We start from the raw sequence: 23,546 nt of genomic DNA, 5'->3' as shown, positions 1-23,546 counted from the left end.
CATGGATTTTACCGAGCCCAATTTATGCAAACCCCAACCCGCCTCCCCTTCTTCGACCTCACCAGCGAACAGGGCCTGCTACGTACCTCAATCGCCGTTACCCTGTTCATCGCTCTTATCGGCATCGCTTTCGGCCTGGCCTCTGGCTCGTTCTCCATCGTCTTCGATGGCGTCTACTCGCTGGCCGACGCCAGCATGAGCGGGCTGTCACTGGTGGTGGTCAGGCTGATCACCGCGCATACCACCAGCGTGCAGATGTCGCGCAAGCTGCGCGAGCGCTTCACCATGGGGTTCTGGCACCTTGAGCCGATGGTGCTGGCGCTTAATGGCATCATCCTGAGCAGCGTGGCCATCTATGCACTGATCAATGCCGTCAGCAGCCTGCTGCAAGGCGGGCGTCACCTAGAGTTCGGTATCGCCATGGTCTACGCGCTGCTGACCGTCATCGCCTGCGTGACCATCGCCGTGGTCGAGGCCCGCGTTAACCGCAAGCTGGGCTCGGATTTCGTGCGCATGGACGTCAAGGGCTGGGTGATGTCAGCCAGTATTACCGCCGCCCTGCTGATCGCCTTCTGCTTTGGCTACGCCGTGCAAGGCACGCAATGGGAGTGGGTGTCGCCATACATCGACCCGGCGGTGCTGGCGTTGGTGTGCCTGGTGATCGTGCCGCTGCCGATGTCGGTAGTGCGCCAGGCGCTTTCGGAAATATTCCTGGTGACACCGGGCGACCTCAAGCTGCATGTGGATGAAGTGGCCAAGGCCTTCGTCGAGCGCCACGGGCTGCAGTCGTACCGCGCCTATGTAGCCAAGGTCGGGCGCTCGCGGGAAATCGAGCTGTACTTCATCGTGCCGAAGAGCATGGCAGCGAAAAGCATCGATGAATGGGATGCGTGGCGCAACGAGATCGGCGATGCGGTGGGTGGCGAAGGGCCGGACCGCTGGCTGACGGTGGTGTTTACCGGCGACCCGGAGTGGGCCGAATGAACTGCCGTGCTGCCAAAGGCCGATCATGAACCCGGGCCATTTGCTATGATCGCGCAAAACTTGGCGGAGCCGGATGCATGCTTAACCCCCTGAAAATCATCAAGGAAAATCGCTACAAGAGGTTGGTCAGGGCATCAGGCGGAAAACTTGCAGGCGGCACCGACACCTTCAGCAAGGGCGCGCAAGCCCACATCGAGGCCCCGGTCCAGCTCGGGCATATTCGTATCGAGGCGGGCAACCTGAGCATCGGCGCCCACACCTACATACGCAGTGACTGCACGCTGTCGCTGGTAGCCTCGATCGGTCGGTTCTGCTCGATCGGGTCTGGCTGCACCCTCGGCCAGGAAAAGAACACGCATCCCTCGGCCTGGGTAAGCTCCCACCCGTTCCAGTACGAAAACAATCGGCTTCGCTACGACCCGGAGATTGCCTACGCCAACATTGGCCATGACGTATGGATAGGTGCTGATGCCACCGTGCTTGAAGGCGTGACGGTGGGTACAGGCGCGATCATCGCCACACGGGCGCTGGTCACACGGGACGTGCCACCTTATGCGATCGTAGGCGGCAATCCAGCCAGGATCATCCGCTTTCGCCACCCCGACGACCTGATCGAACGGCTGCTGGCGAGCAAATGGTGGGAGCTGGAACTCGACACGCTCAAATCACTGCCGCTCGACAACCCTTCACACTTTCTGGATGCCCTCGAAAACCTCGGGCCGACAGCGCCGGCCAGCTACAAGATACTGAGGCTGAACAAACGCAGCGCGACCCAATTGTAGGTCGAGGGCTGCGTCGCAGCCCTATCGCGACACAAGGCTGCTCCAGCAGGTGGGCGTGACAAGCGACTGACCGAGTCCGGCCAACCGGAAACGAAAAAGCCCGCCACCGTTGCCGGTAGCGGGCTTTGACGTACTGCATATGGTGGGTCGTGTAGGATTCGAACCTACGACCAATTGGTTAAAAGCCAACTGCTCTACCAACTGAGCTAACGACCCGTTGGATGGCGCGTATAATACTGATTTCTAACGGGAAATCAACACCCCACCATAACTTTTTTTAAAAATATCGCGTTGGGTCTGCCACACCGGCTGCCTTGAAGCCGTCGGCACGCAGGCGGCAGCTGTCACATTTGCCGCAGGCACGGCCGTCATCGTCGGCCTGGTAGCAGGAAACGGTCAGGCTGTAGTCCACGCCACGCGCGATGCCAGCCTGCACGATCTGCGCCTTGCTCATGTTCTGCAGCGGTGCCTGGATGCGGAAGCCCTGCCCTTCGACACCGGCCTTGGTCGCCAGGTTGGCCATGCGCTCGAAGGCTTCGACGAATTCGGGGCGGCAGTCCGGGTAGCCGGAATAATCCACGGCGTTGACACCAATGAAGATGTCGCGGGCTTCCAGCACTTCTGCCCAGCCCAGTGCCAGGGACAGGAACACGGTGTTGCGCGCCGGCACGTAGGTGACCGGGATGCCTTCACTCGGGGCTTCTGGTACGTCGATGCTGCTATCGGTCAATGCCGAGCCGCCGATGCCGTTCAGGTTCAGGCCAATCACCTTGTGCTCGACCGCACCCAGGTCGCGGGCGACCCGTGCTGCGGCGTTCAGCTCGGCGCGGTGACGCTGGCCGTAGTCGAAGCTCATGGTGTAGCAGCTGTAGCCTTCGGCCTTGGCCATGGCGACCACGGTGGCCGAGTCCAGGCCACCGGACAACAGGATTACTGCGCGTTTCTCGCTCATGTGTAGTTGCTCCTCAACGTCCGGGTTCGTCGTTCCACAGCAGCTTGTGCAGCTGCAGCTGAAAGCGCACAGGCAGGTTGTCGGCGACAATCCAGTCGGCCAGCTCGCTGGCGTTCAGCTGGTGGTAGCTGGGCGAAAACAGCACCTCACCGGCACGCTCGGCCAGGTTGTACTGAATGAGTTTGGAAACCGCCCAGTCGTAGTCCTCGCGGGAACAGATGACGAACTTGACCTGGTCATTGCGGGTCAGCTGCTCGATGTTCTCGTAGCGGTTACGGTGCGACTCCGCGGAGCCAGGGGTCTTCAGGTCGAGCACACGGCTGACACGGGTGTCGGTGCCGGAAATATCCAGCGCACCGCTGGTTTCCAGGGAAACCTCGTAACCGGCGTCGCACAGGCGCTGCAACAGCGGCAAGGCATTGGGCTGGGCCAATGGCTCGCCCCCGGTGACGCAGACGTAGCGCGGCTTGAAGCTGGCGACCTGCTCAATGAGCGAATCAAGGGTGCGAAGGGTGCCGCCGCTGAAGGCGTAGGCACTGTCGCAGTACTGGCAGCGCAGGGGGCAACCGGTGAGCCGCACGAATACCGTGGGCAACCCAGCCGTTCGCGTTTCACCCTGCAAAGAGTAAAAGACTTCGGTGATGCGTAATGTGTCTTGCATGCGCGCCACGGGCGTGACAGCTAAACAGGCTGTCCGCCTCCGTCAGGCACTGTCGCGGACTCGACATAGCGTTATCCGCAACAGCGTGTTTAGTAAAAAGGGCAATGATTCTAACGAAAAAACCCGCGACTGGCGCGGGTTTATTTCAAACGGTCTGGCTCAGAGCTTCTGCAGGTCACGTTGGGCCAGCTGCGCGGCAGAAGTGCCGGGGTACTGGCTGATGACCTGCTGCAGAATGCCCTTGACCTTGTCGGTGTGCCCCATGCGACGCTCGACGTCAGCCAGCTTGTACAGCGAATCCGGCACCTTGCTGTGCTTCGGATACTTCTGGCTGACCTGGGCGAAGGCCTGGCTGGCGGCTGGCAGGTCGCCCTTGGCCAGGTTTACTTCACCCAACCAGTACTGGGCATTGCCGGCGTACTGGCTGTTGGGGTATTTGCGCAGGAAAGCGCCGAAGGCCTGGCTGGCCTTGTCGAAGTCTTTCTGCTTGATCAGGTCGAAAGCGGCATCGTAGTAGAGCTTTTCTTTCGCCGGATCACCGGGCTCGCTACTGGCGGCCGGTTGTTGTGCAGCAGCACCTGCTGCTGCATCGGGGGCGGCATTCGATGCACCACCACCGGAGGAATTGTCAGGGGTCGCGGCAGGCGCGGCGCCACTGTTGATGCGACGGTCCAGGTCCTGGTAACGCTCCAGGTTTTCCTGCTTCATGCGCGACACATCGTTCTGCAGCTCTTCGATGATGCCTTGCTGGCGGGAAAGCTGATCCTGCATCTGTTGCAACTGCATGAACAGCTGGCCCTGTGCAGAGGCAGGGGCCGAAGCCCCTGACCCGGCATAGGCGCCGCTCGTGCCATAACCCGCAGGCGGATAACTGCCTGCGTTGTCATCAACTACAGGAACCTCAGCCCAGGCCGCAAGCGGCAGGCTGAGTGCGAGGACGGTTACTACACGGCGGCCCATACGCATGAGAACTTACTTACGCAGTTCTACGCGACGGTTCTGAGCCCAGGACTGCTCGTCGTTGCCAGTGGCAACCGGACGCTCTTCACCGTAGGAAACCAGTTCCAGCTGAGCAGGGGAAACGCCCTGCAGAACCAGGTAGCGCTGAACGGCCTTGGCACGACGCTCACCCAGAGCCATGTTGTACTCGCGGGTGCCGCGCTCGTCGGTGTTACCTTCCAGAACAACGCGGTTGCCGTTGGCTTTCAGGTCCTTGGCGTGAACGTCCAGAGCGCGCATGGCTTCTGGCTTCAGGTCCGAGCTGTCGTATTCGAAGTAGAAGGTGGTGATTGCGCGCAGAGCAGCTTCTTCGCTCAGGGAGCCGTCAACAGCACCAGTGTTGGCACCGTAGCCAGCGTTCGGGTCTACAGCAGCGCCTTCGCCTGCGTTGTCACCGCCCTTCGAGGAGCAACCTACAGCTACGGCCATGGCCAGAGCCAGCGCAGCAAATTTACCAAACTTCAGCATTTCCATCGTGAAACTCCTAATGAAACCCCAGTGTGTTAAGCAAAAGTATTACGCCGCAATCAGTTCAGGTAAGGGGACCAGGACGGTTCTCTGACTTCGCCTTGAGCGGTAGGAAGTGGGAGCCTCACGCGTCCATTAAGCGACACGAGCATCAAGACTCCCCGGCCCTGCTGGCGGGTGGCGTAGATTAGCATGGTGCCGTTTGGCGCAACAGTGGGAGACTCATCAAGACTTGTCTCGGAGAGAATCTTTACACTTCCGCGCTGCAAATCCTGGGCCGCCACCTTGAAGTTGGTGAAGCCCTGCTGGCGATGGATCATCACCAGGGTCTTTTCGTCCGCCGACAGTTTCGGGTTGGCGTTGTAGTTACCGACGAAAGTTACACGCTCGGCTCCACCGCCACCGACCGACTGTTTGTAGATCTGCGGCTTGCCGCCACGGTCGGAGGTGAAATACAGGGTGTTGCCGTCCTTGCCCCAGAACGGTTCGGTGTTGATGCCCGGGCCTGCGGTGACGCGGCTGATCTGGCGCGAAGCCACGTTCATCACGTAGATGTCAGGGTTACCGTCCTTCGACAGCACGAACGCCAGGCGGGTACCGTCCGGCGACCAGGCTGGCGCGCCGTTCAGGCCTTCGAAGTTGGTGACCTGCTCACGGCGGCCGGTGTCGATGTGCTGGATGAAGATGCGTGGGCGCTTCTGCTCGAACGAGACATAGGCGATACGCTTGCCATCCGGCGCAAAGCGCGGCGACAGGATCGGTTCCCGCGATTGCAGCAGGGTAACAGCACGTGCACCGTCGTAGTCCGAACGCTGCAGGGTGTAGCGGGTGTTGTTGGTGGAGAAACGCTCGGCGGTCACGTACAGCATGCGGGTGGAGAACGCACCCTTGATGCCGGTGAGCTTCTCGAACGACTGGTCGGAAATGTAGTGGGCCATGTCGCGCAGCTGGTCGACACTGCCGGCCACGCTGCCGGTCAGCACTTGCTGCTCGGTGGCGACGTTGAACAGCGCGTACTGCACCTGCAGGCGACCACCCGACGGCACGATGCTGCCGACCATCACATACTGCGCGCCCAGTGCTTTCCAGTCCCGGAAGATCACTTCGCTGGCCTGCGACGGCTGGCTGATCATGTTCTGCCGCGGAATCGGCGAGTAGTAGCCGGAGTTGCGCAGGTCATTGCCGATGATGTCGGCCATGTCTTCCGGCAGCACGCTGCCGCCCTGCAGACCGAACGGCACTACCGCGATGGGCGTGGCCCGGTCGCTGCCGCTGGTGACCAGGATGTTCTTTTCCTCTGCCACGGCCATGCCTGCCACGCAGCACAGCATGACCAGCAGCCCTCTCAGACGTTTAATCACAACGCTAGATCCTCAGGTGTAAATGTCATCTTGAACGAACGATATTGGTTGAAATCGCTCGGCTTCATACCCTGCATTTCGGTCAGGCGACCGATGTTCTTCACCGCTGCCACCGCCCGAACTGTCGTACGGGCCGTCACCACTTGACCGGGCCACGCTGACGTTGGTGATGGTACCGTCCGGCAACATGTTGATCTGCAGGACTACCGTCATGCCCTTGCGCGCGGAAGGCGGACGTGCCCAGCCCTCAGCCGCGCGCAAGCGGATCAGGTCGTCGAAGTCGCCGGCCACCTGGTCACCCTGTTCGTCGGCCAGCGCCTGCTGCCGTTCGGTGGTGTCGGACAACAGCTCGGCCAGAGCCTGGGCCTTCTTGTCTTCCGCCGCCTTGCGGGCCGCTTCCTGTGCCTTTTTCTTCTGGGCGTCTGCAGCGGCCTTCTTCTTGGCCTCTTCAGCAGCCCTTTTCTTCGCTTCCTCGGCCGCCGCTTTCTTCTTGGCGTCCTCGGCTGCTTTCTTCTTGGCCTCTTCGGCCGCCTTTTTCTTGGCATCCTCGGCGGCTTGTTTCTTCGCCTCTTCAGCGGCCTCTTTCTTGGCCTCTTCTTCGGCTTTTTTCTTGGCTTCTTCCTCGGCCTTTTTCTTGGCGATGTCAGCCTGCTGCTTCTCGGCGGCCTTCTTCGCCTCCTCGGCCTTCTTGGCTTCGGCGGCTTTCTTGGCCTCGGCAGCCTTGGCGGCTTCGGCAGCGGCCTCGGCCTTCTTGGCTTCGGCAGCCTCGCGGGCCTCTTCGGCCTTTTGAGCGGCGTCGGCTTTCTTTTGTTCCGCGGCCTTCACGGCCTCCTGCTCGATCTTCTTCTGTTCCAGCTGCTCGACCTCGGTCTGGCGCGAAGCGGTTTTCTTCGCTTCCCCGGCAATCTTCTGATTGGTCTGGGTGGTTGCCTGGCTCTTGGACTTGAGCTGGTACAGGGTAGCCTGGACGATCGGCTTGGAGGGCGGCAGCTCGGGCGTCATGGCAAAACTGACGAACAGCAAGGCAAATACCAGCACATGCAGGCCGATGGCCCAGACACTGGGCCAGAAGTAGCTTTCCGAGGCGGATGGCTCTCGCTGTTGCATCAGGGCGCCTCGGTAATCAGGCCAACGTTACCGACACCGGCCTTCTGCAACCCGCCCATGGCACCCATGACCGCGCCATAGTCGACAGCCTTGTCGCCACGAATGAACACCTGGGTCTGCTTGCCCTGGTCACGGCCGGCGGCAATGATCTTGGTCACGGCGTCGGTCATTGCAGGCAAGGTCATGGCCTTGTCCATCTGCTTGTCGGTATCGACTTCGCTGCCGAGGTTCCAGTAATAGGTCTTGTCGGCCTTGATGGAGATGGTGAGGATCTGGACGTTGTTGTCCTGCGGCAAGGCTTCGCTGGAAACCTTGGGCAGGTCGACCTTGACGCCCTGGTTGAGCATGGGCGCCGTCACCATGAAGATGACCAGCAGCACCAGCATCACGTCGATGTAGGGCACCACGTTCATCTCGGCGACGGGCTTGCGTTTGTGGCGAACTCGGGCCATGGGCTTCTACCTGATTACTCTTCGCTGGTGTGCACTTTGCGGTGCAGGATCGCCTGGAACTCGTCGGCGAAGGTGTAGTAACGACCGATCAGCACTTCACTGCGGGCCGAGAAGCGGTTGTAGGCGATGACCGCCGGGATTGCCGCGAACAGGCCGATGGCAGTGGCGATCAGCGCTTCGGCAATACCCGGGGCGACCGTGGCCAGGGTGGCCTGCTGGGCGCTGGCCAGGCCGCGGAAGGAGTTCATGATGCCCCATACGGTACCGAACAGGCCGATGTACGGGCTGGTCGAACCGACGGTGGCCAGGAACGGCAGGCTCTGCTCGAGCTTTTCTTCCTCGCGCGAGATGGCCACGCGCATGGCCCGGGCAACGCCCTCCATGACCGCGTCCGGGTCAACCCCCGGCTGCTGGCGCAAGCGCGAGAATTCCTTGAAGCCGGCACGGAACACCTGCTCGACACCGGAATCCGGGTCCGGGTTGCTGCCTGCCTGGCGATACAGCTTGGACAGGTCGATGCCCGACCAGAAGCGCTCCTCGAAGGCATCCAGCGCACGACGACCGGCGCGCAGCATGGTGCTGCGCTGGAAGATCATGATCCATGATGTGACCGAGGCGGCCACCAGGGTCAGCATTACCAGCTGTACCAACACGCTGGCATTGCTGACCAGACTCCACATGGAGGTATGGTCGACGACGTTAGCTTCCACGCTTATTCTCCTGCATTCGATTGATTACCCGAGCCGTCCGCCGCAAAGGCGTCGCGCAGCTCCGGGGGTATGGCTCGGGGTTTGAAAGTGTCGGCGCGCACGGCGGCCACCAGGAACTGCCCTTCGCAGAGCAGCGTTTCATCCTTTTCCCGCCAGACCTGTTGCACGAAGCGCAGGCTGGCTCGATTGAGTTCAGTAACATGCGCGGTGACCCGCAGCTCGTCGTCCAGGCGCGCCGGCGCGTGGTAACGCGCTTCGCTGGAATGGACCACGAACAACAGGTTTTCCCCGGCCAGCTGCGCCTGGGAAAAGCCCAGGTGGCGCAGACGCTCGGTGCGCGCACGCTCCATGAATTTCAGGTAGTTGACGTAATACACCACGCCACCGGCATCGGTATCTTCGTAATAGACGCGACAACGGTGTGCGAACGGTTCCAGGCCATTTTGCGCGCGCATACTCTAGTGCTTACTCCTCAGCTTGCCAATCCGCTGTGGCAACTGTTTTTTCTTCATTAATGTCTTATTGCCAGCGCACCCTCGGCGTGCCAGCGCTAGGACCACGAAAAGCCGTTTTCGATCTGTCAGTCGTCGCCCGTTTCGGAAAAATCCCCACCCTCCCCCAGGCGTCCTGGCACATTCAGGCCGAAGTGCAGGTAGGCATGCCGGGTGACCACGCGGCCACGCGGGGTACGCATGATGTAGCCTTGCTGGATCAGGTACGGTTCGAGCACATCCTCGATGGTGTGGCGCTCTTCGCTGATGGCGGCGGCCAGGTTGTCCACCCCCACCGGGCCCCCATCGAACTTCTCGATCATGGTCAGCAGCAGGCGGCGGTCGGAATGGTCGAAACCGCGCTCGTCGACATCCAGCAGGTTGAGTGCCATGTCGGCTACGGCCTTGGTGATCTGACCCTTGCCGCGCACCTCGGCGTAGTCGCGCACGCGGCGCAGCAGGCGGTTGGCAATACGCGGTGTTCCACGGGCCCGGCGGGCGATCTCGTAGGCGCCCTGGTCCTCGATGGCCAGACCGAGGATGCTGGCCGAGCGACTGACAATGGTGGCCAGGTCCCTGTCGCTGTAGAACTCCAGGCGCTGGACGATACCGAAGCGGTCCCGTAGCGGGTTGGTCAGCATGCCGGCACGGGTGGTGGCGCCGACCAGGGTGAACGGTGGCAGGTCGAGCTTGATCGAGCGGGCCGCCGGCCCTTCGCCGATCATGATGTCCAGCTGGAAGTCTTCCATTGCCGGGTACAGCACTTCTTCGACGACCGGTGACAGCCGGTGGATCTCGTCGATGAACAGCACGTCGTGCGGTTCGAGGTTGGTCAGCATGGCTGCCAGGTCGCCCGGGCGCTCGAGGATCGGCCCCGAAGTGCTCTTGACCGACACGCCCATTTCCTGGGCGATGATGTTGGCCAGGGTGGTCTTGCCGAGGCCCGGCGGGCCGAAGATCAGGGTATGGTCAAGTGATTCGCTGCGGCCACGGGCGGCCTGGATGAACAGCGCCATCTGCTCGCGTACCACCGGCTGGCCGATGTACTCGTCCAGCCGCAGCGGGCGGATCGCACGGTCCTGGACTTCTTCACGGTCGCGGCCACTGGCGGCGATCAGGCGGTCGGCTTCGATCACTTGGTAATCATCCCTTTCAGGCTGCGGCGGATCAGTTCTTCACTGCTCAGGCCGGCCTTGTCCTTGATCGCCGCGATCGCCTTGCTGGCTTCCTGCGGCTTGTAGCCCAGCGAGACCAGGGCGCTGACGGCATCCGCCTCGGCCGTGGAGGTGCTGCTGACCGGCAGCGGCCCATCGGAAACCAGGGTGAACATGGCCGGCGAGGTTTCCCAGGCCTTGAAACGATCCTTGAGTTCGACCAGCAGGCGTTCGGCAGTCTTCTTGCCGACCCCGGGCACGCGTACCAGCGCCGAAGCATCCTGAGCCTGCACACAACGCACCAGCTCGTCGACTTCCAGACCGGACATCAGCGCCAGCGCCAGCTTCGGCCCCACGCCATTGAGACGGATGAGCTCACGGAACAGCTCGCGCTCGCGCTTTTCGGCAAAACCGTAGAGCAGGTGGGCGTCTTCGCGCACCACCAGGTGGGTGTGCACGGTAACGGTTTCGCCTACCTTGGGCAGACGGTACAGCGTGGTCATGGGCACTTCCAGTTCATAACCCACGCCGTTGACGTCGATAATCAGGTGCGGCGGCTGTTTCTCCGCCAGGGTGCCGCGCAAACGTCCAATCACGTTCCGATCCTTCCTCTCGGGGAGCCGGTCAACGACCGCTCAACCCTATCAGCAAATGCAGCGGGTGCATGCATCACCCGCACAAAATGTGTATCAGGGCATGAAGCGCCTACAGACGCAAGCGCCCGCCGCGTCGCCGCGCCGTGGCCAGGCCATGCGGCACCAGGCTGGAGCGGGTATGCGCATGGCACAGGGCGATGGCCAGGGCATCGGAGGCGTCGATCTGCGGCTTTTGCGTCAGTTTCAGCAGGTGCATGACCATCATCATCACCTGTTCCTTGTTGGCCCCACCGGTGCCGGCTACGGCCTGCTTGACCTGGGTGGCGCTGTATTCGGCGATTTCCAGGCCGGCTTCGGCGGCAGCGACGATGGCCGCGCCACGGGCCTGCCCGAGCTTGAGCGCCGAGTCGGCGTTACGCGCCATGAATACCCGCTCGATGCCCATGGTCACCGGGCCGTGCTGGGCGATGATTTCGCCCACGCCACGGAAAACGATCTGCAACCGCTCATGCAACTCGCCGCTGCCGGTGCGAATGCAGCCCGACGCCACGTACTCGCAACCGCGGGCGGTCTGGCGCACCACGCCATAACCGGTGATGCGCGAGCCGGGGTCGATACCAAGAATCAGAGTCATAGCGCCTGCGTGTTCAAATGTACCGGCCTATTCGCGGGCAAGCCCGCTCCCACAGGCACCGCAGCAGGTTTAAGGCCTGGTGCGGTGCCTGTGGGAGCGGGCTTGCCCGTGAATAGGCCCGAAAGGCCAAGCAAAAATCTTAGCCGAGTTTTTCCATGACCTCGTCGGAGATCTGGGCATTGGAATAGACGTTCTGCACGTCATCCAGGTCTTCGAGCATGTCGATCAGCTTGAGCACTTTCTCGGCGCCGTCCTGGTCAAGTTCGGCACTGGTGGTGGGCTGCATGACGATTTCTGCGTCAGCGGCCTTGAACCCCGCCTCTTCCAGGGCGTTGCGCACGGCGTAGAAACTGTTGAACGAGGTGAACACGTCGAACGAGCCATCGTCATTGGCCACCACGTCGTCGGCATCGGCTTCCATCGCCGCTTCCATCAGGGCGTCTTCTTCCACGCCCGGCGCGAAGCTGATCTGCCCCTTGCGCTCGAACAGGTAGGCCACCGAACCGTCGGTGCCGAGGTTGCCGCCGCACTTGGTGAACGCATGACGCACGGCGGCCGCGGTGCGGTTGCGGTTGTCGGTCATGGCCTCGACCATGATCGCCACACCGCCCGGGCCGTAGCCTTCGTAGCTGAGTTCTTCGACGTTGTCGCTTTCGTTGGTACCAGCACCACGAGCCACGGCGCGATCGATGATGTCACGGCTCATGTTGGCGCCCAGGGCCTTGTCCAGTGCCAGGCGCAGGCGCGGGTTGGAGGCCGGGTCAGGGCCGCCCTGCTTGGCAGCGACCGTCAGTTCGCGGATCCACTTGGTGAAGATCTTGCCTCTCTTGGCATCCTGGCGCTCTTTGCGGTGCTTGATGTTCGCCCACTTGGAATGACCAGCCATAACGACTCCGAATCCTTTGAATCACAAACAGCCCCGCCCCTGTACGGGGCGGGACGGGAAATTGCCTGCGCCGAAACGCAAAGGCGCATCCCTGTGGATGCGCCCGAGGACCGCTTACTCGACCTTGGCCTGTTCGCGCAGTCGGATGTGCAGCTCGCGCAGGGCCTTGGCGTCGACCAGGCCAGGGGCCTGGGTCATGACGCACGCGGCGCTCTGGGTTTTCGGGAAGGCGATCACTTCACGGATCGACTGGGCGCCGGTCATCAGCATGACCAGACGGTCCAGGCCGAAGGCCAGGCCACCGTGAGGCGGCGCACCGAACTTCAGGGCGTCGAGCAGGAAGCCGAATTTCTCTTCCTGTTCTGCTGCTTCGATGCCCAGCAGGCGGAACACGGCCTGTTGCATTTCCTTGCGGTGGATACGGATCGAACCGCCACCCAGTTCGGTACCGTTCAGGACCATGTCGTAGGCACGCGACAGGGCTGCGGCCGGGTTGGCCTCGAGCTCTTCCGGGGTGCACTTCGGCGCGGTGAACGGGTGATGCAGCGCAGTGAAGCTGCCGTCTTCGTTCTCTTCGAACATCGGGAAGTCGACCACCCACATCGGCGCCCACTCGCAGGTCAGCAGCTCGAAGTCGTGGCCCAGGCGGATACGCAGCGCGCCCAGGGCTTCGCTGACCACCTTGAACTTGTCGGCACCGAAGAACACGATGTCGCCGTCAACGGCACCAACGCGGTCGAGGATGGTATTGAGGTTGGCCTCGGGGATGTTCTTGACGATCGGCGACTGCAGGCCTTCGACGCCCTTGGCGCGCTCGTTGACCTTGATGTAGGCCAGGCCCTTGGCACCGTAGATGCCGACGAACTTGGTGTACTCGTCGATCTTGCTGCGCGGCATGCTGGCACCGCCTGGCAGACGCAGGGCGGTAACACGGCACTTCGGATCGTTGGCCGGGCCGGCGAACACCTTGAAGTCCACGTCCTTCAGCTGGTCGGCAACGTCGACCAGTTCCAGCGGAATGCGCAGGTCAGGTTTGTCGGAACCGTAGCGGCGCATGGCTTCTTCGAAGGTCATGTGCGGGAATTCGCCGAATTCCAGATCCAGCACTTCCTTGAACAGCTTGCGGATCATGCTTTCGGTCAGGCCCATGATCTCGCTTTCATCGAGGAAGCTGGTCTCGATGTCGATCTGGGTGAATTCCGGCTGGCGGTCGGCCCGCAGGTCTTCGTCACGGAAGCACTTGGCGATCTGGTAGTAGCGGTCGAAGCCAGCGACCATCAGCAGTTGCTTGAACAGCTGCGGCGACTGCGGCAGGGCGAAGAAGCTGCCGGCGTGAGTACGGCTTGGCACCAGGTAGTCACGCGCGCCTTCCGGGGTGGCGCGGGTCAGGATCGGCGTTTCGACATCGAGGAAGCCGTTTTCGTCGAGGAAGCGACGGATGCTGCTGGTGATGCGCGAGCGCAGGCGCAGCTTGTCGGCCATTTCCGGGCGACGCAGGTCGATGAAGCGGTAGCGCAGGCGGGTTTCCTCGCCGACGTCGGAATATTCGTTGAGCGGGAATGGCGGGGTTTCCGCTTCGTTGAGCACGTTCAGCTGGTAGCCGAGAATCTCGATGGCACCGGACGCCATGTTGGCATTCACCGCACCCTCAGGGCGCTTGCGCACCTTGCCGGTGATCTGCACGACGTATTCGCTGCGCACGCGGTCGGCCGCGGCGAAGGTTTCGGCGCGATCCGGGTCGAACACGACCTGGGCCATGCCTTCGCGGTCACGGATGTCGAGGAAGATCACCCCGCCGTGGTCGCGGCGACGATGGACCCAGCCGCAAAGGGTGACTTCCTGGCCGTCCAGGCTCTCGTTCAGTTGGCCGCAATAATGGCTGCGCATCATGATGGTGGTTTCGCTTCTCGTGATTCGTGTATTCGGTGGAGGCCTTGGCCGCCCGGAGGGCTAATACTGCAAGACCCGGTCACAGCATTCAACTCAGTCGGCCTTGTCGCCGCCTGCCAGATTCTTTTTCGCCCCGGTCTTGAAGTCGGTTTCGTACCAACCATTACCGCTCAGGCGGAAGCCTGGCACCGACAGCAGCTTCTTCAGCGCCGGCGCCTGGCAGGCCGGGCAATCGGTCAGCGGCGCGGCGCTGATCTTCTGCAGCACTTCCATGCGGTGCTCGCAGGATGCACATTGATAGTCATAAAGGGGCATGGGTGTCTCTCGTCAACCATAACGCTGGCTGCCGGGGCAGCAAAAAGCGCGATTATATATGGTTAGCAAGCACTGCGCAGCCCGCCAGGCGATCAGCGCACACTGGGCGGGTCCTGCAGCCAGGCGACACAGATCACCCGGATCAGCCCGCTGAAGTTGCGCACCCCACCCTGGCGCAGGTGCACTTCGCGGTCGACGTAGGACAGCACGGCGCTGACCGAACAGCGGTTGGCCGCAGCGATGCGTTCGAGAATACCCCAGTAGACGGCTTCCAGGCGCAGGCAAGTGGAAAAACCGTTGAGCCTTACCGAACGCGACACCGGCTGGGTCTGCTGCATGTCGAAATCCGCCTTGAACGGATCGATGCACTGTTTACCGGGCCAGCGCCCCTGGCCAGCCACACGCTTGCTCGCTTGCATCATGCGCCACTTCTCCTCGTCACAGGTAGCAGGTGGCCTATGAAGCGCTGACGAGCGCGGTTAGAGCAGCGGCAAAATCTTCCTGATCAGAATCACCAAGTATGCGGGATATGCAGGAGCGACTCATCGCGACAGGAGGCCGCTCCTACCCACAGCGCAACGATTACTTGCCGTCGAGCAGCACCCGCAGCATCCAGGCAGTCTTCTCATGCACCTGCATGCGCTGGGTCAGCAGGTCGGCAGTCGGTTCGTCACTGACCTTGTCCACCACCGGGAAGATGCTGCGCGCGGTACGCACCACAGCCTCCTGCCCCTGTACCAGCTGGCGGATCATCTCGTCTGCGGGTGGTACCCCTTCCTCCTCCTTGATCGAGGAGTGCCGCGCATAGAAGGCATAGGACCCCGGCGCCGGGAAGCCCAGGGCGCGAATGCGCTCGGCGATCGAGTCGACCGCCAGCGCCAGCTCGTTGTACTGCTCCTCGAACATCAGGTGCAGGGTGCGGAACGACGGGCCGGTGACGTTCCAGTGGAAGTTATGGGTTTTCAGATACAGCACATAGGTGTCCGACAACAGACGGGACAACCCATCGACGATGGACTTGCGATCTTCTTCACTGATACCGATATCGATTGCCATGAAGTTCCCCTTTCCATAAGGCTTGAGACTCAAGCGGGTGCCGACCACTTTAGCAACACTTGTCGCAGGGCGCATGCGACATGGCGCAGCACAGCGCTTGGCAGCCTGTGGTTTGAGTAGCCTGCGGCTTTACTGTTAAATAGGCAGTGTGCCACCCGTGCGGACTGCCATTGCCGGGTGCATAGGCCGGCCTGTCACGTGTTCGCGCGCCATACCTCAATGCGCACCGTGCCGCCGGCTCTTCCTGTGACCAGCCTTATCAACTGTGAGCCTACCCATGTTCAAGATCGTCCATCTGGTGACGGGCGTGGCAGCCTTGCTGCTATCGTTCATACCCAGCCTGAAAACCGATGCAAGTCCTTTCCTGCAACAACCCGACGCGGTCTACCTGGCCCTGTTCGGTCTGCTCAACCTGATTCTTGCCCCGGTGGTGCCTCTGTACTACCGGGGCGCCCGCCAGCAGTTGCAATACCTGGCTTGCGCCTTGCTGGTGGTGGCGGTGGTACTGCAGACCCTGACGGTGCTGGCACGCCCGGAAATGGGCAACCTGGCCGCGCTGGTCTGCGCAGCCCTTGCCGTGGCGGCACACCTGGCCGCAGGCCTTGCCCGCAGCGCGCGCAAGGCACGCACCAACCAGCCGGCAACGCAGGAATCGGGCAACCGTGATACCGGTACCGTCAAGTGGTTCAACACATCCAAAGGCTTCGGCTTCATCTCCCGCGATTCGGGTGATGACATCTTCGTGCACTTTCGCGCCATTCGCGGTGAAGGCCACCGCATCCTGGTCGAAGGCCAGCGCGTGGAGTTCTCGGTGATGCACCGCGACAAGGGCCTGCAGGCTGAAGACGTGGTCGCTGTCACCCGCCGCTGATCATCTGCGACGGTCACTTCCTGTGGAGGCGGGCTCGCCCGCCCCACAGGGTTGCTGCTCATCCAGCGGTATCGGCTTCAATAATGAGGCGGCGGCGCCTCCTCCCCGTCATTGCCGTACTGGCCGACCATCTCTTCGTAACGCTTGATCAGCTCGGCCATCTGCAATTGCAGCCGCTCGATAACCCGCGCCTGCTCGACCACCACATCATTCAGCGCCTGGATGGTGTCATCCTGGAATGCCTGACGGGTTTCCAGCTCGACCATTCGCATTTCCAACGACATATCAGGCCTCTACATACCCATCGAGTTTCAGTTCACGCAGACGCTGGCGTACGGCTTGTACTTGCTCGTCGGTATAGGCCACTGCCGGGCACTTGCCCCACACCGGCGCAGGCCAGGCGGCGTCGTCGCGCTGGCGCACGATTACGTGCATGTGCAACTGGCTGACCACATTACCGAGGGTGGCAACGTTCATCTTGTCGGCCTTGTAGCTCGCCTTGAGCGCCTCCGCCAGGCGGGTGGTTTCCTGCCACAACTGCTGCTGCTGCGCCGCATCCAGCTCGAACAGCTCGCTGATACCGGCGCGCTTGGGCACCAGGATGAACCACGGGTAGTTGGCGTCCTTGCTCAGTAACAACTGGCACAGCGCAAACTCTCCCAACACCAGGGCATCCTGCTGCAAACGCGAATCGAGGACGAACACGGCAAATCTCCTTCAGGCAACACCCACCCGCTACGCGCGGAGTACAAGCCTGCAAGGATACCTTGCACGTTCCCGGTAACACAGCGCTACTTTTCGCACCAAAATGAGGCCTGCCGTGCCCCGCCCACCACACTGGCCACCCCACAAATGACTCTGGTTGAACTAGTTGCGGTAACACATTCATTTTCATGACAGCTTTTTTGTTTTTAATGATTCTCGACTGCGATATGTCCGGAACCAGCCCCGCCCCGTGTTTTCGGCGCTTTCCGACCCTCGGTAGCGGGTTTTGTGAAAATTTCATGAAGTGTTGCGTATTTTGAGCACGCTTGTTGCATTCCCTTCACGCCAAGTCGGCACGACATCTGCTATGGCAGTTGAACGCGACAAATGACACAGCGGCATTGGTTACCAGGGAGTTTCCCGCGCCGGAATTGCATCAACCGATGCAAGACGACGATGGAAACAACGCTGGCGTTGTACGGCCCATAACCGGGGCGTGATTTGCGACATGGAAACACCTGAAAGCGACATGATAAAAAAGTTCCGTAAAGGATGCTTATAGCCATATCGCCAACAACAGTCAGCGTGCTATACATTTTCGCCGACATAACAAGAAAGAGCTGCACCATATAACTAGAACAGATGGCGCAGCGGTACTCTTCCTAAAAACCAAAGGAGCAAATCACGATGCGCGTGATGAAGTGGAGCATGATCGCCCTGGCCGTTGCGGCAGGGACCTCGCAGTTGGCTTTGGCCTCGTCCCAGGACGAGTCCAAAGGTTTCATCGAAGACAGCAAGCTGAACGTCAAGACCCGCATGCTGTACTTCAGCCGTGATTTCCGTAACAACGAAGGCGGCCAGAGCCGTCGCGAAGAAACCGGCCTGGGCTTCGTCGGCACCTTCGAGTCCGGCTTCACCCAAGGCACCGTAGGTGTTGGTGTCGACGCCATCGGCATGCTCGGCCTGAAACTGGACAGCGGCAGGGGCCGCGCCGGTACCGGCCTGTTCCCGACCGGCTCCGACGGCCGTTCGCAGGACGATTACTCCAAGGGCGGCGGCGCGGTCAAGTTCCGCATCTCCGACACCGTGCTGAAAGTGGGTGACCAGTTCACCGCACTGCCTGTCTTCGCCACCGACGACAGCCGCCTGCTGCCAGAAATCGCCCAGGGCACCCTGATCACCAGCAACGAGATCGAAGGCCTGACCCTGCACGCTGGTCACTTCACCAGCCTGACTGCCCAGGAGCAGACCAACCGCGACAGCTTCGGCCTGAAGGAAGCCAACGTAGTTGGTGGTACCTACGCCTTCACCGACAACCTCAGCACCAGCCTGTACTACTCGAAGGTTGAAGACTACTGGCGCAAGTACTACGCCAACGTCAACTGGGCGCTGCCAATCTCCGACAAGCAAGGCCTGGTGTTCGACTTCAACATCTATGACACCAAGAGCGAAGGCTCGGCCGAATACCGCGCCTTCGACGGTGACAAGCTGGACAACCGCGCGTTCAGCCTGTCGGGCGCCTACAACATCGGCGCTCACACCTTCACCCTGGCCTACCAGAAAGTCACCGGCGACGGCGACTATGGCTATGGTATCGACGGTGGCGGCACCATCTTCCTGGCCAACTCCGTGGCCCGTTCCGACTTCAACGCCGAAGACGAGAAATCCTGGCAGGCTCGCTACGACCTGAACTTTGCCGAATACGGCATTCCAGGCCTGACCTTCATGACCCGTTATGTACGCGGTACCGACGCCAACGTCGCCGGCACCAGCAACGGCAAGGAATGGGAACGCGACATCGACATCAAGTACGTACTGCAGGAAGGCCCGGCGAAAGACCTGAGCTTCCGCGTGCGTCAGGCCACCTACCGCTCTTCCGACGGTGTCTACTACGATTCCCCGTCGATCGACGAACTGCGCCTGATCGTGGAGTACCCGCTGAGCATCCTGTAAGCCTGGCTTGCAGTGCCCCGCAGCTGAAAAAGCCCGGCAATCACGCCGGGCTTTTTCTTGGCTGACAAGCGCCACGCCCTGGGGCATCCTGTACGCCTGCGTTTCCCCCCCGTACAATGCGGGGTCATTTCAATGTCTTAGGCAATCGACACGGCTCACCATGCGCACCAGTCAATATTTGCTCGCCACCCAGAAAGAAACCCCTGCCGACGCAGTGGTCATCAGCCATCAGCTCATGCTGCGTGCCGGCATGATCCGCAAACTGGCCTCCGGCCTGTACACCTGGCTGCCGATGGGCTTGCGGGTGATGCGCAAGGTCGAGGCCGTGGTGCGCGAGGAAATGAACGCCGCCGGCGCCCTGGAAGTGCTGATGCCCAGCATCCAGCCCGCCGAACTGTGGCAGGAATCCGGCCGCTGGGAACAGTACGGCCCCGAGCTGCTGCGCCTGAAGGACCGCCACCAGCGCGACTTCTGCGTCGGCCCGACCCACGAGGAAGTGATTACCGACCTGGCCCGCAACGAGCTGTCCAGCTATAAACAGCTGCCGCTCAACATGTACCAGATCCAGACCAAGTTCCGTGACGAGATCCGCCCGCGCTTCGGCCTGATGCGCGGCCGCGAGTTCATCATGAAGGACGCCTACTCGTTCCATGCCGACCAGGCTTCCCTGCAGGAAACCTACGATCGCATGCACCAGGCGTACACCAATATCTTCACCCGCCTGGGCCTGGACTTCCGCCCAGTGCAGGCCGACACCGGCTCCATCGGTGGCAGCTACTCGCATGAATTCCACGTGCTGGCCGAGTCCGGCGAAGACGACGTGATCTTCAGCGACAGCTCGGATTATGCCGCCAACATCGAGAAGGCCGAGGCCATCCCACGGGAAACCGTGCGCCCTGCGCCTACCGAGGAGTTGCGCCTGGTTGACACGCCGAACGCCAAGACCATCGCCCAGCTGGTGGAAAACTTCGGCCTGCCAATCGAGAAAACCGTCAAGACCCTGATCGTGCACGGCGCAGAGCCAGGCAAGCTGGTTGCGCTGATCGTTCGTGGCGACCACGAACTCAACGAAATCAAGGCCGCCAAGCTGGAACAGGTGGCCGACCCGCTGGTCATGGCCAGCGACGCCGAACTGCGCGAGGCCATCGGTGCCGGCGCCGGTTCGCTCGGCCCGCTGAACCTGCCGCTGGAAATCATCATCGACCGTTCGGTTGCCCTGATGAGCGACTTCGGCATCGGCGCCAACATCGACGACAAGCACTACTTCGGCGTGAACTGGGAGCGCGACCTGCCGGTTCCACAGGTGGCCGACCTGCGTAACGTGGTCGAAGGCGACCCAAGCCCGGACGGCCAGGGCACCCTGGTGATCAAGCGCGGTATCGAAGTGGGCCACATCTTCCAGCTGGGCACCAAGTACAGCGAGGCGCTGAAGTGCCAGGTACTCGGTGAGAACGGCAAGCCTGTCACCCTGGCCATGGGCTGCTACGGTATCGGCGTGTCCCGCGTGGTCGCCGCTGCCATCGAGCAGAACCATGACGACAAGGGCATCATCTGGAATGACGCCCTGGCCCCGTTCCAGATCGCCCTGGTACCACTGCGTTACGAAACCGACGTGGTCCGCGAGGCGACCGACAAGCTGTACGCCGAATTGACCGCCGCCGGTTACGAGGTGCTGCTGGACGACCGCGACAAGAAGACCAGCCCCGGCATCAAGTTTGCCGACATGGAGCTGATCGGCATCCCGCACCGCATCGTCGTCAGCGATCGCGGCCTGGCCGAAGGCAACCTGGAATACAAGCACCGCACCGAACAGGACGCCCAGGCATTGCCACTGGCCGAGGTGCTGAACTTCCTGCAGGCACGCGTTCGCCGCTGATAACCAATGCACGAGTGATCATGTACAAGCGAAGTACCTTTACCCTGGGGGGCGCCGCACTGTGCGGCGCCCTGCTCGTCAGCGGCTGCGCCAACCAGATGTCCCAGCGCAGCGACCATGAGGAGCGCGTCGAGCGCAAATTGCTCGAGCACACCCTGCAGATCGATGTCGGCGAGCCGAAGGTGATGGAGCTTCCGCAACGACGTGTGCGCGTGCATGAGCAGCAGCGCTTCGAAGTCACCGAGTTCGAAGTTACCCGTCGCTATGACCGCTACACGCCCTACCAGCCCTGGCGGGAGATCTACGAGATCCCGTTGGGGGCAGTGGCCGTGGTGGCAGGCGTCGGCGCCAACGTGGTCAACGTCTTCGCCCTGGGCAACCTGCCGGAAAGCATTACCCACGACTGGCTCAGCTACGGTGTGGACGGGCTCAACCCGTTCATGAACGTGCCTTCCAACGGCCGTGCCCAGCAGAACCTGGCCGGAATCAGCGAAGTGCAGAAAGGCAAGCGCGAAGAGTCCACCAGCGTGCCCTGGAGCGAGCGTCTGGTCGAGGTCAAGGCTGGCAAGGCCACCCACGAGCTGACTACCGACAGGAACGGCGTGTTGCGCCTGAACCTGCTCGACAGCCCGTTCTCCGAGCAGAATCTCAATCACATCGGCACCCTGCACCTGCAGGTGGTCGACGAGGACAACGCCGTTCGTGGCGATGCCAGCCTGCTGGTCAGCGCCACCCTGCGCAACAAGCTGCTCGAAGCCCACGAACTGATCTTCGATGACCTTGAGGACGACGACGTCAGCCAATGGGTGCATCGGGTCAAGCGCTTGTCTGAACTGGGGCTGGAAGAAGAAGCCAGCGAAATGGAACAGAGCCTGATCGAACTGACCCGCAACGATCCGGAGCTGCAGCAGGAGTTCCTGCAGTCGCTGACCAAGGCCACTGGCCGGTTGGTGGCTGATCCAGGCGTGCAATAGCCGGCACCATGCGTTGCCTTGCAGGAGCGGCCCATCGCGACACCAGGCCGCTCCTGCAAGGGACCGTACCTGATCACGGCTGCTTATCCAGGCGGGAACAGCTCCAGCTGCTCATGCGCCCCACGCAAATCGCGCAACCTCACCCCCACCCCCAGCAAGCGCACCGGCTTGCCGCCGCGGGCAAAGGCCTGCCCCAGCAACTGCCGATAACTGTCCAGGTCCCGACCGGCCCCCGCCTGCTCCAGGGTGGTCTGGCTGAAGTCATGGAACTTGACCTTGACGAAGGGTTTTTCCGGCCGGTAACTGCTGTCCATACGGGCGATGCGCTCGTTCAGGCTTTCCAGCAGCTCGGGCAGCCGTACCAGGCAGCTGGCCAGGTCCGGCAAGTCGGTGTCGTAGGTGTTTTCCACGCTGACCGACTGCCGCCGGCTGTCATTGTGTACCGCACGCTCATCGATACCGCGCGCCAGCCCCCATAACCGTTCGCCAAAACTGCCGAACTCGCGCACCAGTGCCAGACGCGACCAGCCGCGCAGCTCAAGGCAGGTCTCGATACCCAGCCGCGCCAACTTGTCTGCTGTTACCTTGCCCACCCCGTGCAACCTGGCCACCGGCAAGGCGGCAACGAATTCCTCCACTTCGCCCGGGGTTATCACGAACAGGCCATTGGGCTTGCGCCAGTCACTGGCGACCTTGGCCAGGAACTTGTTCGGTGCCACGCCAGCCGAGACGGTAATATGCAGGGTGCGGGCGACACGCCGGCGGATATCCTCGGCAATGCGCGTGGCACTGCCCGAGTACCACTGGCTGTCAGTCACATCCAGGTACGCCTCATCCAGCGACAGCGGCTCGATCAGTTCGGTGTAGTCACGGAATATCGTGTGGATTTCCCGCGAGGCCTCCCGGTAGGCCTCGAAGCGCGGCTTGACGATCAGCAGGTCGGGGCACAGCTTCAGCGCATGCCGCGAGGACATGGCCGAACGCACACCGTAGGCACGCGCCTCGTAGTTGCAAGTGGCGATCACCCCACGCTGGTCAGGTGAGCCCCCTACCGCCATGGGCCGCCCGGCCAGGCGCGGGTCGTCACGCATCTCGATCGCGGCGTAAAAGCAATCGCAGTCAACGTGAATGATCTTGCGCAAGGACATGGATGCTCGTCAGCACTGTAAATTCATACAGATAGTATCGCATGCGACTGGCAGTGTGCAGCCGGTAGGCAGCCGAGCGCGATGATCGGGCTGAAAGCCCCGCCGCGCCTGAGCTGAACCCCAATATCCGAACGCTAAGAGTTTGAACAGGAAAGGTTTTTTTTAAAAGATGCTTGACAGCCACGGTTAAATCCGTAGAATTCGATCTCACAGGCGCGGGATGGAGCAGCCTGGTAGCTCGTCGGGCTCATAACCCGAAGGTCGTCGGTTCAAATCCGGCTCCCGCAACCAGATTCGAGAAAAGGCCACTGTTCACACAGTGGCATTTTTCTTTTGCCTCGAACAAAGCGCTCGAAGAAATATCAAAAAAATCAACGACTAGCGCTTGACAGCCACTCTGGAAACTGTAGAATTCGCCCCACTGACGCGGGATGGAGCAGCCTGGTAGCTCGTCGGGCTCATAACCCGAAGGTCGTCGGTTCAAATCCGGCTCCCGCAACCATATTCGTCAGAACAAACCC

At 61.6% G+C, this 23,546-nt stretch carries 25 protein-coding genes, 3 tRNA genes and 1 pseudogene; 8 read left to right on the top strand and 21 right to left on the bottom strand.

Going from position 1 to position 23,546, the window contains the following annotated elements:
- Nucleotides 1-24: 24 nt before the first annotated feature.
- Together ACVWZT_RS15220 and ACVWZT_RS15215 are read left to right on the top strand one after the other, a co-directional pair.
- Nucleotides 25-984, top strand: coding sequence for a cation diffusion facilitator family transporter (locus ACVWZT_RS15220; protein WP_457470088.1), 960 nt, complete (start codon nucleotides 25-27; stop codon nucleotides 982-984).
- A 77-nt stretch (nucleotides 985-1,061) separates the two neighbouring features.
- Nucleotides 1,062-1,766 (top strand): CatB-related O-acetyltransferase, encoded by a 705-nt coding sequence (locus ACVWZT_RS15215; protein ID WP_457470086.1) that lies wholly within the window; start codon nucleotides 1,062-1,064, stop codon nucleotides 1,764-1,766.
- Between the two features lie 140 nt (nucleotides 1,767-1,906).
- Here the strand turns inward: ACVWZT_RS15215 and ACVWZT_RS15210 are convergent.
- The 18 genes and pseudogenes from ACVWZT_RS15210 to ACVWZT_RS15125 form a co-directional block, all read right to left on the bottom strand.
- Nucleotides 1,907-1,982, bottom strand: a tRNA-Lys gene (locus tag ACVWZT_RS15210).
- A 61-nt stretch (nucleotides 1,983-2,043) separates the two neighbouring features.
- Entirely contained in the window at nucleotides 2,044-2,718 is a 675-nt protein-coding gene (gene queC, locus ACVWZT_RS15205) for a 7-cyano-7-deazaguanine synthase QueC (RefSeq protein ID WP_457470084.1), read from the bottom strand.
- Nucleotides 2,719-2,731: 13 nt separating this feature from the next.
- Nucleotides 2,732-3,379 carry a 7-carboxy-7-deazaguanine synthase QueE gene (queE, locus tag ACVWZT_RS15200; RefSeq protein ID WP_296234772.1) on the bottom strand — a complete coding sequence of 216 codons (648 nt, stop codon included), beginning with the start codon at nucleotides 3,377-3,379 and terminating at the stop codon, nucleotides 2,732-2,734.
- Nucleotides 3,380-3,538: 159 nt separating this feature from the next.
- On the bottom strand, nucleotides 3,539-4,345 hold the full coding sequence (ybgF, locus tag ACVWZT_RS15195; protein ID WP_296234770.1) for a tol-pal system protein YbgF: 807 nt from the start codon (nucleotides 4,343-4,345) through the stop codon (nucleotides 3,539-3,541).
- Nucleotides 4,346-4,351: 6 nt separating this feature from the next.
- The gene (gene pal / locus ACVWZT_RS15190; RefSeq protein WP_003254755.1) at nucleotides 4,352-4,852 is read right to left on the bottom strand and encodes a peptidoglycan-associated lipoprotein Pal; all 501 of its coding nucleotides are present in this window, start codon (nucleotides 4,850-4,852) and stop codon (nucleotides 4,352-4,354) included.
- A 53-nt stretch (nucleotides 4,853-4,905) separates the two neighbouring features.
- Nucleotides 4,906-6,177 carry a Tol-Pal system beta propeller repeat protein TolB gene (gene tolB, locus ACVWZT_RS15185; protein WP_189665511.1) on the bottom strand — a complete coding sequence of 424 codons (1,272 nt, stop codon included), beginning with the start codon at nucleotides 6,175-6,177 and terminating at the stop codon, nucleotides 4,906-4,908.
- A 26-nt stretch (nucleotides 6,178-6,203) separates the two neighbouring features.
- Nucleotides 6,204-7,314: pseudogene (gene tolA, locus ACVWZT_RS15180) on the bottom strand (cell envelope integrity protein TolA).
- On the bottom strand, nucleotides 7,314-7,766 hold the full coding sequence (tolR, locus tag ACVWZT_RS15175) for a protein TolR (protein WP_003254760.1): 453 nt from the start codon (nucleotides 7,764-7,766) through the stop codon (nucleotides 7,314-7,316). Before tolR ends, tolA begins: the two are co-directional and overlap by 1 nt.
- Nucleotides 7,767-7,780: 14 nt before the next feature.
- Nucleotides 7,781-8,476 carry a protein TolQ gene (gene tolQ, locus ACVWZT_RS15170; RefSeq protein WP_139657458.1) on the bottom strand — a complete coding sequence of 232 codons (696 nt, stop codon included), beginning with the start codon at nucleotides 8,474-8,476 and terminating at the stop codon, nucleotides 7,781-7,783.
- 2 nt (nucleotides 8,477-8,478) lie between these two features.
- The gene (ybgC, locus tag ACVWZT_RS15165) at nucleotides 8,479-8,931 is read right to left on the bottom strand and encodes a tol-pal system-associated acyl-CoA thioesterase (RefSeq protein WP_170031559.1); all 453 of its coding nucleotides are present in this window, start codon (nucleotides 8,929-8,931) and stop codon (nucleotides 8,479-8,481) included.
- A 125-nt stretch (nucleotides 8,932-9,056) separates the two neighbouring features.
- Nucleotides 9,057-10,103: a Holliday junction branch migration DNA helicase RuvB gene (ruvB, locus tag ACVWZT_RS15160; RefSeq protein WP_457470080.1), complete on the bottom strand. Its 1,047-nt coding sequence runs from the start codon at nucleotides 10,101-10,103 to the stop codon at nucleotides 9,057-9,059.
- Nucleotides 10,100-10,717, bottom strand: a complete 618-nt coding sequence (gene ruvA, locus ACVWZT_RS15155) for a Holliday junction branch migration protein RuvA (RefSeq protein ID WP_296234759.1) — start codon at nucleotides 10,715-10,717, stop codon at nucleotides 10,100-10,102. Before ruvA ends, ruvB begins: the two co-directional genes overlap by 4 nt.
- Nucleotides 10,718-10,826: 109 nt before the next feature.
- Nucleotides 10,827-11,351, bottom strand: coding sequence for a crossover junction endodeoxyribonuclease RuvC (ruvC, locus tag ACVWZT_RS15150; RefSeq protein ID WP_004375291.1), 525 nt, complete (start codon nucleotides 11,349-11,351; stop codon nucleotides 10,827-10,829).
- A gap of 139 nt (nucleotides 11,352-11,490) precedes the next feature.
- Nucleotides 11,491-12,237 (bottom strand): YebC/PmpR family DNA-binding transcriptional regulator, encoded by a 747-nt coding sequence (locus tag ACVWZT_RS15145; RefSeq protein WP_289131114.1) that lies wholly within the window; start codon nucleotides 12,235-12,237, stop codon nucleotides 11,491-11,493.
- A gap of 114 nt (nucleotides 12,238-12,351) precedes the next feature.
- Nucleotides 12,352-14,127, bottom strand: a complete 1,776-nt coding sequence (aspS, locus tag ACVWZT_RS15140) for an aspartate--tRNA ligase (protein ID WP_296235255.1) — start codon at nucleotides 14,125-14,127, stop codon at nucleotides 12,352-12,354.
- A gap of 93 nt (nucleotides 14,128-14,220) precedes the next feature.
- Nucleotides 14,221-14,442 (bottom strand): FmdB family zinc ribbon protein, encoded by a 222-nt coding sequence (locus tag ACVWZT_RS15135; RefSeq protein WP_003254776.1) that lies wholly within the window; start codon nucleotides 14,440-14,442, stop codon nucleotides 14,221-14,223.
- Between the two features lie 92 nt (nucleotides 14,443-14,534).
- On the bottom strand, nucleotides 14,535-14,864 hold the full coding sequence (locus ACVWZT_RS15130; protein WP_170031570.1) for a ribbon-helix-helix domain-containing protein: 330 nt from the start codon (nucleotides 14,862-14,864) through the stop codon (nucleotides 14,535-14,537).
- 160 nt (nucleotides 14,865-15,024) lie between these two features.
- A complete protein-coding gene (locus tag ACVWZT_RS15125) occupies nucleotides 15,025-15,498 on the bottom strand; it encodes a Dps family protein (protein ID WP_003254783.1) in 474 nt (157 codons plus the stop codon).
- A 277-nt stretch (nucleotides 15,499-15,775) separates the two neighbouring features.
- Here ACVWZT_RS15125 and ACVWZT_RS15120 point away from each other — a divergent pair, with 277 nt between their 5' ends.
- On the top strand, nucleotides 15,776-16,369 hold the full coding sequence (locus ACVWZT_RS15120) for a cold-shock protein (protein WP_296235256.1): 594 nt from the start codon (nucleotides 15,776-15,778) through the stop codon (nucleotides 16,367-16,369).
- Nucleotides 16,370-16,446: 77 nt separating this feature from the next.
- On the opposite strand, the gene ACVWZT_RS15115 is transcribed toward ACVWZT_RS15120, so the two are convergent.
- Entirely contained in the window at nucleotides 16,447-16,653 is a 207-nt protein-coding gene (locus ACVWZT_RS15115; RefSeq protein WP_225778872.1) for a SlyX family protein, read from the bottom strand.
- A gap of 1 nt (nucleotide 16,654) precedes the next feature.
- The gene (locus ACVWZT_RS15110; RefSeq protein ID WP_296235257.1) at nucleotides 16,655-17,074 is read right to left on the bottom strand and encodes an HIT family protein; all 420 of its coding nucleotides are present in this window, start codon (nucleotides 17,072-17,074) and stop codon (nucleotides 16,655-16,657) included.
- A gap of 687 nt (nucleotides 17,075-17,761) precedes the next feature.
- On the opposite strand from ACVWZT_RS15110, the gene ACVWZT_RS15105 reads away from it, so the two are divergent.
- From ACVWZT_RS15105 to ACVWZT_RS15095, 3 genes are all read left to right on the top strand, one after another.
- A complete protein-coding gene (locus ACVWZT_RS15105) occupies nucleotides 17,762-19,027 on the top strand; it encodes an OprD family porin (protein WP_296235258.1) in 1,266 nt (421 codons plus the stop codon).
- A gap of 160 nt (nucleotides 19,028-19,187) precedes the next feature.
- A complete protein-coding gene (locus ACVWZT_RS15100; protein ID WP_457470075.1) occupies nucleotides 19,188-20,903 on the top strand; it encodes a proline--tRNA ligase in 1,716 nt (571 codons plus the stop codon).
- Between the two features lie 20 nt (nucleotides 20,904-20,923).
- The gene (locus ACVWZT_RS15095; RefSeq protein ID WP_296235260.1) at nucleotides 20,924-21,877 is read left to right on the top strand and encodes a hypothetical protein; all 954 of its coding nucleotides are present in this window, start codon (nucleotides 20,924-20,926) and stop codon (nucleotides 21,875-21,877) included.
- An 83-nt stretch (nucleotides 21,878-21,960) separates the two neighbouring features.
- Here ACVWZT_RS15095 and dinB read toward each other — a convergent pair whose 3' ends face one another.
- Nucleotides 21,961-23,019, bottom strand: coding sequence for a DNA polymerase IV (gene dinB / locus ACVWZT_RS15090; protein WP_457472077.1), 1,059 nt, complete (start codon nucleotides 23,017-23,019; stop codon nucleotides 21,961-21,963).
- A 220-nt stretch (nucleotides 23,020-23,239) separates the two neighbouring features.
- Here dinB and ACVWZT_RS15085 point away from each other — a divergent pair.
- A tRNA-Met gene (locus ACVWZT_RS15085) sits at nucleotides 23,240-23,316 on the top strand.
- Between the two features lie 134 nt (nucleotides 23,317-23,450).
- A tRNA-Met gene (locus ACVWZT_RS15080) sits at nucleotides 23,451-23,527 on the top strand.
- Nucleotides 23,528-23,546 lie beyond the last annotated feature (19 nt).

The sequence above is a fragment of the Pseudomonas sp. TE21394 genome, assembly GCF_054057835.1.
Note: the sequence above shows the minus strand (reverse complement) of the source record. Positions and strands in the feature narration are given on the sequence as shown.

Coding starts and splice junctions, on each gene's coding strand:
- ACVWZT_RS15220 (WP_457470088.1), top strand. CDS start 25: ATGCAAACCCCAACCCGCCTCCCCTTCTTCGACCTCACCAGCGAACAG.
- ACVWZT_RS15215 (WP_457470086.1), top strand. CDS start 1,062: ATGCTTAACCCCCTGAAAATCATCAAGGAAAATCGCTACAAGAGGTTG.
- queC (WP_457470084.1), bottom strand. CDS start 2,718: ATGAGCGAGAAACGCGCAGTAATCCTGTTGTCCGGTGGCCTGGACTCG.
- queE (WP_296234772.1), bottom strand. CDS start 3,379: ATGCAAGACACATTACGCATCACCGAAGTCTTTTACTCTTTGCAGGGT.
- ybgF (WP_296234770.1), bottom strand. CDS start 4,345: ATGCGTATGGGCCGCCGTGTAGTAACCGTCCTCGCACTCAGCCTGCCG.
- pal (WP_003254755.1), bottom strand. CDS start 4,852: ATGGAAATGCTGAAGTTTGGTAAATTTGCTGCGCTGGCTCTGGCCATG.
- tolB (WP_189665511.1), bottom strand. CDS start 6,177: ATGCTGTGCTGCGTGGCAGGCATGGCCGTGGCAGAGGAAAAGAACATC.
- tolR (WP_003254760.1), bottom strand. CDS start 7,766: ATGGCCCGAGTTCGCCACAAACGCAAGCCCGTCGCCGAGATGAACGTG.
- ybgC (WP_170031559.1), bottom strand. CDS start 8,931: ATGCGCGCGCAAAATGGCCTGGAACCGTTCGCACACCGTTGTCGCGTC.
- ruvC (WP_004375291.1), bottom strand. CDS start 11,351: ATGACTCTGATTCTTGGTATCGACCCCGGCTCGCGCATCACCGGTTAT.
- ACVWZT_RS15145 (WP_289131114.1), bottom strand. CDS start 12,237: ATGGCTGGTCATTCCAAGTGGGCGAACATCAAGCACCGCAAAGAGCGC.
- aspS (WP_296235255.1), bottom strand. CDS start 14,127: ATGATGCGCAGCCATTATTGCGGCCAACTGAACGAGAGCCTGGACGGC.
- ACVWZT_RS15135 (WP_003254776.1), bottom strand. CDS start 14,442: ATGCCCCTTTATGACTATCAATGTGCATCCTGCGAGCACCGCATGGAA.
- ACVWZT_RS15130 (WP_170031570.1), bottom strand. CDS start 14,864: ATGATGCAAGCGAGCAAGCGTGTGGCTGGCCAGGGGCGCTGGCCCGGT.
- ACVWZT_RS15125 (WP_003254783.1), bottom strand. CDS start 15,498: ATGGCAATCGATATCGGTATCAGTGAAGAAGATCGCAAGTCCATCGTC.
- ACVWZT_RS15120 (WP_296235256.1), top strand. CDS start 15,776: ATGTTCAAGATCGTCCATCTGGTGACGGGCGTGGCAGCCTTGCTGCTA.
- ACVWZT_RS15115 (WP_225778872.1), bottom strand. CDS start 16,653: ATGTCGTTGGAAATGCGAATGGTCGAGCTGGAAACCCGTCAGGCATTC.
- ACVWZT_RS15105 (WP_296235258.1), top strand. CDS start 17,762: ATGCGCGTGATGAAGTGGAGCATGATCGCCCTGGCCGTTGCGGCAGGG.
- ACVWZT_RS15100 (WP_457470075.1), top strand. CDS start 19,188: ATGCGCACCAGTCAATATTTGCTCGCCACCCAGAAAGAAACCCCTGCC.
- ACVWZT_RS15095 (WP_296235260.1), top strand. CDS start 20,924: ATGTACAAGCGAAGTACCTTTACCCTGGGGGGCGCCGCACTGTGCGGC.